Below are 10,347 nucleotides of genomic sequence, written 5' to 3'. Positions count from 1 at the left end.
GCCGGGACATCCCGGCCGGTGAGGGCACGGCGCTGCGCGCACCTCTTCGCGGCTCTCAGTGGGCCAGGGCTGTCGCGAGCGGAGTGCGGTACGTCCGGGTGCGAGGCGTATGACGGCGATCCGCCCCCCGCAGGGGGACCGCCGGCATGGCGAAGGAGGACAGGTGGTGCCGTTTCATGGGTGGGAGGGAAGCCAGTGACGCTGCACCGCCAGGGCGCCTGCCTGGAAGCGGCTGCGCGAACCGAGGCGCTCCATCAGGCTGTTGGCGATCCGGCGCGCGGTCCGGGCCGAGACCCCGAGCCGCTTCGCGACGGCCTCGTCGGTCAGGCCCGCGTAGAGGAACTCCAGAACCTCCCGCTCCTGCGCTGTGAGTCCATGGGAATCGGAAGTGGAAGCGGAACCCAGCACGGTGGCCGAAGCCCAGATGCTCTCGAACAGGGCGGTCAACGCGGTGAGGGTGCCCTGCCCGTACAGAACGACAGCGCCTTCCTTGGTGTTCTCCGCTTTGGTGGGAATCACGGCGCACTCACCATCCGTAATGATCATTCTCACCGGCAACGACGGCGCTGTGCGCACCTCTCCGCCCTGGCTCGCCAGCCACTCGGCATAGGCCGTGGTGTGCGGGCTGTTGCGCACACTGTCCAAATAAATAGTACGCAGCCGGACACCCCGATTCAGAAGTTCTTGATCCAGCGGCCTGGCGGCCCGCAAACTCTTTTCGGAATGCCCGCCGTTCGGAGCGAAACACATCACCTCGCGGCGGACCTTCCGGGTCAGCGTGGAGAGCTTTTCCCGGATCGCTTCGATGCCGACCAGGTAAGTACTGCTCGGCTCCGCCGGCGAGTGCATCTCCGCGTACTGCGCTATGAGCTTCGCGGCGGCTGCTCGCGACGCCTCCACGCGCGAAAGCTGAACTGCCAATTCCGCTTGCTGCTTGGCAAGGAGAATCTCCAGGCCGAACTCGGGCGACACCGCCCGGAACTGTGTTCCGCTTTCTTCCCGGGTGCGGACCAGTGCAAGCCCACTCAGGGAGTCAAGGGTCTCGCAGACCTCTTGTTCCGACAGGTTGGTGACCCCGGCGATTTCAGCTATCCCGGCGCCAGGGTGGGCAAGCATGCATCGGTAGACTTCCTCCGATCGGGCGTCCAGACCCAGCAATTCCAGCATTGTCCGCCTCCCAAAATCGATCTCTCGCCGATAATGGCATATGGCTCGAACTGGAGGCCTAGTGTTTACCTGTTGGCCGGAACCGGCCAGCGGGGAACTCTTTGTCGGTGTCCCTCTGACCTCCATCGTCGTGCCATGCACCTGATTCATGTCTGTCTGCGCGGGCTGCCCGAGCAAGGCCCCCCGGACGGCATCGCTGCCTGGCTGAAGGCCGCGACCGTCCCCGGCGACGCCCTCCAGCATGTGAGCGTGCACGCAACCGGCCCCGGTCAGCTCACCATCGGGCTGTTTCACGCCCTGCGGCGGCTGCACGACGCCGAGAGCACGGCGCTGCGCCTCTCCCGGCGGGCCGTGGACGACGGCCCGCTCGGGGAGTACACCCTGCTCTCCTGCGGCGCCGTGATGGTGCCGAGGTTCCACAACCGGCTGCTCGCCGAGACCCCCGACGACGCCGGAACCGCCGGTAAGGACGGAACGGGCCGGGACCGGTTTCGGCCAGATGGAAACGCTTCAGGTCGGCCGGATCGGCCGCAAGACTGACGTCACACCAAGGGCCCTGGTGGACCACCGATAAACCGATGCAGCTCCCGCCGGCCGCCGTGCCGGGGCAGCGCATCAGACTTCGTGTTCTTCAGGGGGATAGTCATGTTCCGTCGCACCTGCCGCGACGCCCGGACCGCCATCGCCGCCGCCGCGCTGCCGATCCTGATCGTGCAGAACGCTGCCGTGCCGGGGCCGTCCGGACCCGCCGCCATCATCAGCGCCGCCGCTTCGACCGACGACCCGGAGCACTCCATGATCTGGGACTGACCCCGTCGTATTCGATCCGAACGGCCGCCGGGCACTGACCTCGCCCGGCGGCCGTGTTGTCCGCTGAGGGGGAAGTGAACAGTGCTTGTTTCGCAGATGAAGCCGATCACCGACAGAGATATCGCAAGCATCATCAGAGGCGCCCGCGCCCGCTGCGGCGTGAGCCAGCGCGTGGTCGCCGAAAAATCCGGCATCAGCCTCCGTGCCCTGCGCGAGATCGAGCAGGGCCGGGTCCGGTCGCCACGGGCCAGCTCACTCAAAAGACTCGCCGAAGCGCTCAGCGAGCCACGGCTGTTCACGCACCTGCCCGGTGTGGCACCCCAGGGTGCGGCCGTCTATACGGACGACGACCCGCTGGTCCTGCGCATCCTGGGCCGCCTCTCGGTGTCCCGGGGCCCGGTCGAACTGACCGCCGGGACACCGAAGCAGCAGAGCCTGCTCGGACTGCTGGCCCTGCGCGTCAACCAGGTCGTGGACCGGGACGAGATCATCGATGTGCTGTGGGGCGACGACATCCCCGACTCCTTCGGCCAGTTGATCCACACCTATGTGTACCGGATACGCCAGCTGCTGGAGGCGCACGCGGACCCCGACGGCGGACAGCCGCTGCTCGTGCGCCGTGCCACCGGATATGAGCTCCAGATGCCCGAGGAAGGCCGGCTGGACCTGCTCGAGTTCCGCCGGCTGCTCCGGGAGACCGCAGGCGCACGTGCCGAGGGCGACCCCGAAGCGGAAGTGGCGCTGCTCGGCGAGGTGTTGTCGCTGTGGCGCGGTCCGGTACTGGAGGGAATGGGGCGGAGCCTGCTGAACCATCCGGTCGCCGTCGAGTCCGTCCAGCAACGGGTGGCGTCCGCGCTGCGGCTGGCCGACCTGGTACTGCCGCGGGGACGGTACGAGGACGTCATCGACCACCTCCGGCCGATCGCCCGCGGCAACCCGCTGCACGAGGGAGTGCACGCACGGCTCGGCACCGCGCTGGCCGGCTCCGGTCAGCGGGCCGCCGCCCTGGAGATGTTCGCCGCGGTCGATCGCAGGCTGCGCAACGAGAGCGGCATCGGTGCCGGCGAGGAACTCCGCACGGCACAGCTGGCCATTCTCCGCGCCGACGAGGAACGCGCCGCCGCGCGCCCCGCCGCCCGGCCGGCCGGCGGAGAACCGGTCCGCCCGTTCCAGCTGCCGCCCGGCATCCGCGACTATGTGGACCGCCCCGAACAGCACCGCATCGTGCACCACTTGACCGGCCGGGGCCCGCAGGTCTCCTTCGGCGCGGCGCCGGTCGCCGCTCTGTACGGTCCGGCCGGTGTGGGGAAGTCCATCCTCGCCGCCCGTGTCGCGGCCTCCTCCCGGCCGAACTTCCGTGACGGGATCCTCCACGGCGAGCTGCGCACCGGCGCACCCGACGAGGTACGCGCCCTGCTGGGCCGCTTCGTCATGGCGCTCGGGGTGCCGGCCGATGCGGTTCCCGACGGGCTGCCGGGGCGGATCGCCCTCTACCGCGCGCTGCTCGCCAAGCGCCATGTGCTGGTGGTGATCGACGGCGCGACGGGCGAGCAGGCCGTGCGGTCGCTGGTGCCGGGCGGAGTGACCAGCGCCCTGCTCATCAGCAGCAGGGCGCCGCTGTCCGGTCTCGAAGGCGCACGGCACTTCCGGGTCTCCCCGTTCGACGCCGACCAGGCCGTCACGCTGCTGGCCCATGTCGTGGGCGAGTCCCGGGTGCTGGCCGAGCGGGACGCCGCCGAGCGGATCGCCCGGCTCTGCGGGCGGCTGCCGCTGGCCCTGCGGATCGCCGGAATGCGGCTGGCCGGCCGGCCGCACTGGACGCCGTCCCGGCTGGCGGACCGTCTGGAGGACGAGGCGTACCGGCTGGGGGAACTGGTGATGGGCGACCTCGACGTCCGCGAGCGGCTGGGCCGCGGCCTGCCGGCGCCCGGGACGGGACTGCGGGAGGCGGTGCGCACCCTCGCCGCCGCTGCCGGTTCCTTCACCATCGCCTCGGCCGCCGAGGTGCTGCGATGCCCCGTCCGGGAAGCCGAGGACATCCTGGAGGTGCTGGTCGACCAGCAGTTGCTCGAAGGCCCGGCCCGGTCCGGCGGCGATTACGCCTTCCTTCCCCTCACCCGGCTGCACGTCCAGGAGCCGGCGTGATCCGGTGACGACGGATTCCTCGGCCGGACCCCTCCTCAGCCGCACAGCTCCTTCACCTTGGCGATCAAGGATGCCTCCGTCTCGCCTTCGCCCGGCACCGGGACGACCTGGAGATGTGTGACCCCGGCCGCCCGGTGGGCGGCGATCCGGTCCTTCACATAGCTCTCGGGACCGCAGATCGTGGTGGCTTCCAGGAGTTGGTCCGGTACGGCCGCCGCGGCGCCTGCCCGGTCGCCCGCGAGGAAGAGCCGCTGGACGGCTTCTGCCTCGCGGGCATAGCCGTATCGGCAGACCAGGTCGTAGTAGTAGTTCTGGCCCGGTGCTCCCATGCCGCCGATGAACAGGGCCAGTTGGCCCCGGGCGCCTTCCCGTGCACGGGCGGCGTCCGGGCCGATGGCGAGCAGACCGCCCGCCGAGATGCGGAGCGGACCGAGCCGGGGGTCCCGGGCGGCGGCGCCCGCCGTCAGGCTCGGGCCCCAGACCTGGTCGCACCACTCGGGCACGAAGAACATCGGCAGCCAGCCGTCGGCGATCTCCGCGGCCATCTGCACGTTCTTCGGGCCGAGGGCCGCCACCCACACCGGCACCTCGGGGCGCACGGGCGCGGAAAGCAGCCGCATCGGGACGCCGAGTCCGCGGCCGCCGCCCTCACCCGCGGGCAGTGGAAGCCGGACGGTGCCCCCGCTGTAGGTGACGGGCTTGTCCCGGCGCCAGAACGCGCGCATGACGTCGATCGTCTCGCGGGTGCGGGCGACGGGAGCGCGGTACGGAACGCCGTGCATGCCCTCCACGACCTGCGGTCCCGACGCGCCAAGTCCGAGGTGGGCGCGGCCTCCTGACAAGGCGTCGACTCCGGCGGCCGTCATGGCGAGCAGGGCCGGGGTCCTGGTGAAGGCCGACAGAATGCCGGAGCCGATCTCCACCCGGCTGGTGCGTGCGGCGATGTACCCCATGAAGCTGGGGGCGTCGAAGCCGTAGGCTTCCGGAACCCAGATGTGGTCCAGTCCGGCGCTTTCGAGTTCGGTCACATTCTTGGCCGCCGCGACGATGTCCGTGTCGTAGCGCAGCTGCATCGAGATCTTCATGTCGCTCCCGGTGGTCAGGCGTGGTCGAAGGCCGGTGCACCGGCGTCGAGTTCGCGGAAGCCGCCGGCCGCGATGATTTCCCGGACCCGGAACTTCTGGATCTTCCCCGAAGCGGTGAGCGGGAACTCCCCGGCCAGGAACCACCGGCTGGGAATCTTGTGCGGGGACAGCCGCTCCGTGCACAGGGCGAGGACGGCGGCCGGATCGAGGGATGCGCCCGTCGCGGGCTGGAGCACGGCGGCGACGATCTCGCCCCACCGGTCGTCCGGGATACCCACGACCACCGCGTCGCGTACTCCCGGCACTTCGCAGAGCATCTCCTCGACGGAGGCGGGGGAGATGTTCTCGCCGCCCCGGATGATGATCTCGTTGAGGCGTCCGTCGATCCGGAGGGTGCCGGTGGCGTCCATCGAGCCGAGGTCACCGGTGTGCAGCCAGCCGTCCGCGTCGACCTTGGCCGCGGTCGCCTCGGCGTCGCCGTAGTAGGCGATCATCTGCTGGTAGCCCCGTGCGCAGATCTCCCCCTGAGTGCCGAGCGGTTGGACCTCCCCGGAGCGCGGGTCGACGATCTTGACCTCGGCATGCGGCAGCGGTCGTCCCACCGTGCTCGTCTTGAGCTCGGCGGAGTCGTCGGGGCGGGTGAGGGTGAGCACGGACGCCAGCTCGGTCTGGCCGTAGAGATTGAAGACGGTGGTGGAGAAGAGCCTCTCGGTCTCGGTGATGAGCTGCGCGCGGACCGGCGCCGCACCGGTGAGGACGGCGGAGAGCTCAGGCAGACCGGGATCGTTCTGCGCGGCGTCGTTGAGCGCGGTGAGAACGGTGGGGACGCTGGTCAGTACGGCGCCGGGCGACTCCCTCAGCACATCGAGCAGCCGCTTGGGGCTGAACCGCTCCAGCAGGGTGAACGTACCGCCGCTCCACAGCGGCCCCAGGCAGGAGATGACACAGCCGGCGGTGTGGAACATGGGCAGCGGTGAGACGACGGTGGCGCCCTCCTCGACTCCGAGTCCCTCGAACGTGAGCCGGGAGACATTGACCACCGCCCGGTGGGACAGCAGTACGGCCTTCGGGGCGCCGGTGGTGCCCGAGGTGAACTGGAGCTGTGCGGGGACGCCGGCGGTGGCGATCTCCTCGTCGGACGGCAGGGGGCTCGCGCCCTTCAGGCTCTCCCAGTCGCCGAGGGACACCACATGGCGCAGTTCCGGAAGTCCCGGGGTGACCTTGCCGACCACTTCCGCCATGTCGTAGGTACGGCTGTGGTCGGCATGCACCAGCATGCCGGCGCCGGAGGTGCGCAGCGCGTGCTCCAATTCACCGGCCCGGAGCGTCGGATTCAGCGTCACCAGGGTCACCCCGGCAAGTGCGGCGGCGTACTCGAATACCGGCCACTCGGGAATGTTGGGCGCCCAGATCGCGACCCGGCTGCCCAGCGGAACACGGTCCAGGATTCCGGCCGCGACGCTTTCCGCCTCGGCGAGGAGCGCGCGGTACGTCCACTGGCGCCGGGGGCCGCCGTCGTCCGGGACGCCGGCGAGTGCGATCGCGTCGCCGTGGGCGGCCGCCGTGGTGCGCAGCAGTGCGCCGACGGTGCGGTCGGAGAGCGGGACCTGGTGGTCCGCCGGGCGCAACGAGGCGCCGGGTCCGGTGGGCATAACGGGCTCCTAGCGATGAGGGATTCGGGGCCGTGAAACGATTTTGAGGGCGGATTCTTCCGGCAGCGGAAAGAAAGAGAAAGAGGCAGCAATTCATTCAGGTGCGCTCCAGATTCCGGCCCCGGATCATCGGTAGCGTGCGCTCAATTGATAGTGGGGAGTGTTTATGCCGGAGAATCCGACGGAAGACTGGCCGGGCCTTCGCGACATTCGCGTGCTGGACATGTCCAGGCTGCTGCCCGGGGGGTTCGCCACGGTCCTGATGGCCGATCTCGGCGCCGACGTCATCAAGATCGAGAGCCCCGGCGGCGGCGACTACGGCCGGCTGGTCGATCCGGATGCCTTCGCCGCGCTGAACCGCAACAAGCGCTCTGTGGTGCTCGATCTGCGTGACGCGGCCGCCCGCGCGACATTGCTGCGGCTGGTCGGGTGCAGCGACGCGGTGGTGGAGAGCTACCGTCCGGGCGTGATGGAGGGCATGGGGCTCGGCTACGAGCAGTTGCGCGCCGCCAACCCCCGTGTGGTGCTCTGCTCGATCAGTGGCTTCGGACAGACCGGCCCGTACGCCTCCAGGCCCGGCCATGACCTCAACTTCCTCGCCCTGTCGGGGTTCTTCGCCGTGCCGCACCGCACCGACGGGGCCGTCGACCGGGTGGGCGTGCGGGTGGCCGATCTGGCCGGTGCCATGTACGCGGCGTACACCACCGCGGTGGCGGTCGCGGCGGCCAGGGCCACCGGGCAGGGGCAGCATCTGGACGTGTCGCTGCACGAGGCCGCCGCCGCGTGGTGCGGCCCGCTCGCCCTGCCGCTGCTGGAGCGCGCAGATCCGGTCGACAGCCCGCTGGTCACCGGCGACAACGACGTGTTCACGCTGGCGGATGGGCGCCGGATCGCGTTCGCGACCTTCGAGGACAAGTTCTGGCTCACCTTTCGGCGCGCGTTCGCCGATGAGTTCCCGGCGCTCACCGACGACGCGTACGACCGCAGGGCCGACCGCACCCGCGCCAAGAGGGAGGTCCGGGCGCTGCTGACGGACGTCTTCGCCCAGCGCGACCTCGCCTGGTGGACGGCATCGCTTTCGGCGCTCGACCTGCCCTGGGCGCCCGTCTACGAGTCGGCGGACGAGCTGCTCGACGACGCCCATGTCCAAGACCGGCAACTGGTGGGCACGTTGCCCGCCTCGGCGACCGACCGGCCCCGCAGGCAGGTGCGCTTCCCCGTGCTGTTCGGGGCCGGGCTCGACTCACTGCGCGGCGCCGCTCCCGGGCACGGCGAGCACACCGACGAGGTACTGGCCGAACTGGGCGGCTGACAGACCATTTTCCTCCCCCGAAACCGTAAGGCCCCGTCAATGACGGGGCCTTACGGCTGATGGAGCAGGACGGATCAGCGGGGCGGCGACAGACCGGGCCCCAGCTCCACGTCCTCACTCGGGAGACGGCTGACCGGAGACGGTGTTGACCGGGGACGGTGTGGAGATGTTCAGACGCCCGCTTCTTCTCCGGGGTGTGCGGTGTCCGGGTACGCGCGGCCCAGCAGGTCCAGAGCGGCGGTGATCTCGTCGTCGGCCCGTCCGGGACCGGCCGGCAGGCCGCCGTTGAGCTGCGGATACTTCTCACCGCTGTCCGGGCAGAGGCAAGCGATCTCCCGAAGGGACGGATCGGTGACGGCCCGTACGACCGAGGCGAGGACGGCCGCCCCGGCGCTGCCTCCGAGCGACCGTCCGGTGCGCTTCCTGACCAGCGCGCAGGCGGCCACGGCATCCTCGTCGCGCAGGCGGACGATGTGGTCCCAGTCGCCGGGCCGGACGAAGCCGGACACCCGGCCGGAGCCGAAACCGGCGAGCTTGAAGGGGCGTTCGGCCGGGGGCCCGCCCAGCGCCGCCGAACCGACGGCGTCCACGGCGATGATCCGCGCGTCGGGCAGATGGTCCCGGAAGTACCGGGCGACACCGGCGAGCGTCCCGCCGGTCGAGACGGCCACCGCCACCGCGTCGTACGACCCGCCGGGGGCCGCCTTCACCAGCTCGGCCGCGGTCTGTGTCTCATGGACACCGGGGTTGGCCGGACTGCTGTACTGGTCGGTCCATACGGCGTCGGGATCGCGGCGCAGGACGTCCTGGACCGCCGCCAGCCGGGCTTCGAGCGTCCTGCCGCCGGGCACCTCGGGGACGACCACGACGTCCGCGCCATGGGCGGTCATCCGCTCGATGCTGCTGCGGGGTGTGCTCGGCTCCACGACCAGGGTGCAGCCGTAGCCGCGGGCCGCGCACAACCCGGCCAGCGCCGTGCCCAGATTGCCGGAGGTGGACTCCACCACCCGCCGTCCCGGGCCGAGTTCACCGGTCGCCTCCAGCGCGGACAGCAGCGCCTCGGCCGTACGGGCCTTGATGGAACCGAAGGGGTTGTCGGCCTCCAGCTTGAGCCAGAGCCGCAACGTCCGCTCACCGAGCGGTACGCACATGGGCTCCAGCGGTGTGCCGCCGATGCGGACGGTCGGGTCCGCGGTCAGCGGCGGCGATGCGTATCGGGTCATATACGTTCAGTCCCTGAGGCTTTCGGCGGTGGGTGCCGGCGTGCCCGTGGCGGGCCGGGTGACGTCGCGGGGTCCGATGTCGCTGATGCGGTAGCCGTGCGGATAGCCCGGATACGTCCGGGCGGTCGGCCTGGTCATCAGGCGTGCCATCAGGGCCGGCGCGATCCGCTCGGCCCGCGCGTGCCCGCGCAGCCCGAGCACGTTGAGGGCCCGGGCCCAGCGCGGCGGTCCGGCCATGCCCAGGGCGTACCGGGCCTCCCCGTCGAGCCGGCACGGCAGCGTGGCCCCCACCAGGGCGCTGACCGGGCGCGGGTACCAGGACGAGTAGAGCTGCATGATCTGGGTGCCGACGCGGTGGTTGCTCGGCACCTGGCGGAAGCGCGCCCGCTCGTAGTCGCGGTTGAACCGTTCGAACACGGCGTAGTCGGTGGGCAGGTCCCGGATGTTCATCCGGCGTCCCACCTCCACGTAGAAGAAGAAGGCCGCGAGCCGTTCGGTCTCGCTGGTCTTCCGCCAGGCCCAGCGGTCGATCCAACGGATCGGCTCATAGATGAACGTGGACAGCACGTAGAGCATGTCTTCGTTGGCGATGGTGAACCTGCGATGGGCCTGGTTGATCTGGCGCAGCGCCTGCCGGCCGCGCTCGGAGTCGTATCCGCCGCGGACCATCTCGCCCAGCAGGATCCGGGTGTCGTCGTACCGCTTCTGGGCATGCAGGGCGAACTCGCCGCTGCCGTCCAGCACTTCGGAGATGCTGGGCACACAGCAGGTGCGCCAGATGGCCACTTCGAGCCCTCTGCCGTAGTCCCAGGGGAACTCGCGGTCGGAGGATATTCGGTGGATCCGCTCGTGATCCGCTTTCGGGTCGAGCGTCTGGAGATGTCTCAGGGTCGCGTACCGGTCTCGCATTCCGTACCTCGATCGCAATCGCAAGGGAGGGGCGTGACGGGCCC

Annotated in this window: 9 protein-coding genes; 4 read left to right on the top strand and 5 right to left on the bottom strand. The window is 70.4% G+C overall.

Going from position 1 to position 10,347, the window contains the following annotated elements:
* Positions 1-174: 174 nt before the first annotated feature.
* A complete protein-coding gene (locus tag AB0I10_RS13680; RefSeq protein WP_363152616.1) occupies positions 175-1,167 on the bottom strand; it encodes a LuxR C-terminal-related transcriptional regulator in 993 nt (330 codons plus the stop codon).
* Positions 1,168-1,302: 135 nt separating this feature from the next.
* On the opposite strand from AB0I10_RS13680, the gene AB0I10_RS13675 reads away from it, so the two are divergent.
* The 3 genes from AB0I10_RS13675 (at position 1,303) to AB0I10_RS13665 (ending at position 4,122) form a co-directional block, all read left to right on the top strand.
* Complete coding sequence (locus AB0I10_RS13675) at positions 1,303-1,707, top strand: hypothetical protein (RefSeq protein ID WP_363152615.1); 405 nt, start codon at positions 1,303-1,305, stop codon at positions 1,705-1,707.
* 105 nt (positions 1,708-1,812) lie between these two features.
* A complete protein-coding gene (locus AB0I10_RS13670) occupies positions 1,813-1,977 on the top strand; it encodes a hypothetical protein (protein ID WP_363152614.1) in 165 nt (54 codons plus the stop codon).
* A 96-nt stretch (positions 1,978-2,073) separates the two neighbouring features.
* On the top strand, positions 2,074-4,122 hold the full coding sequence (locus AB0I10_RS13665; RefSeq protein WP_363152613.1) for a BTAD domain-containing putative transcriptional regulator: 2,049 nt from the start codon (positions 2,074-2,076) through the stop codon (positions 4,120-4,122).
* A 35-nt stretch (positions 4,123-4,157) separates the two neighbouring features.
* Here AB0I10_RS13665 and AB0I10_RS13660 read toward each other — a convergent pair whose 3' ends face one another.
* Both AB0I10_RS13660 and AB0I10_RS13655 read right to left on the bottom strand, forming a co-directional pair.
* Positions 4,158-5,207, bottom strand: a complete 1,050-nt coding sequence (locus tag AB0I10_RS13660) for an LLM class F420-dependent oxidoreductase (RefSeq protein ID WP_363152611.1) — start codon at positions 5,205-5,207, stop codon at positions 4,158-4,160.
* Positions 5,208-5,221: 14 nt separating this feature from the next.
* On the bottom strand, positions 5,222-6,859 hold the full coding sequence (locus AB0I10_RS13655; RefSeq protein WP_363152610.1) for an AMP-binding protein: 1,638 nt from the start codon (positions 6,857-6,859) through the stop codon (positions 5,222-5,224).
* Positions 6,860-7,025: 166 nt separating this feature from the next.
* Here AB0I10_RS13655 and AB0I10_RS13650 point away from each other — a divergent pair, with 166 nt between their 5' ends.
* The gene (locus AB0I10_RS13650; protein WP_363152609.1) at positions 7,026-8,171 is read left to right on the top strand and encodes a CoA transferase; all 1,146 of its coding nucleotides are present in this window, start codon (positions 7,026-7,028) and stop codon (positions 8,169-8,171) included.
* 170 nt (positions 8,172-8,341) lie between these two features.
* Here the strand turns inward: AB0I10_RS13650 and AB0I10_RS13645 are convergent, their stop codons facing one another.
* Positions 8,342-9,394, bottom strand: a complete 1,053-nt coding sequence (locus tag AB0I10_RS13645; RefSeq protein ID WP_363152608.1) for a cysteine synthase family protein — start codon at positions 9,392-9,394, stop codon at positions 8,342-8,344.
* A gap of 6 nt (positions 9,395-9,400) precedes the next feature.
* Positions 9,401-10,303 carry an oxygenase MpaB family protein gene (locus AB0I10_RS13640; RefSeq protein WP_363152607.1) on the bottom strand — a complete coding sequence of 301 codons (903 nt, stop codon included), beginning with the start codon at positions 10,301-10,303 and terminating at the stop codon, positions 9,401-9,403.
* Between the last annotated feature and the right edge of the window lie 44 nt (positions 10,304-10,347).

The organism is Streptomyces sp. NPDC050636 (assembly GCF_040654775.1).
Classification (GTDB): Bacteria; Actinomycetota; Actinomycetes; order Streptomycetales; family Streptomycetaceae; genus Streptomyces.
Note: the sequence above shows the minus strand (reverse complement) of the source record. Positions and strands in the feature narration are given on the sequence as shown.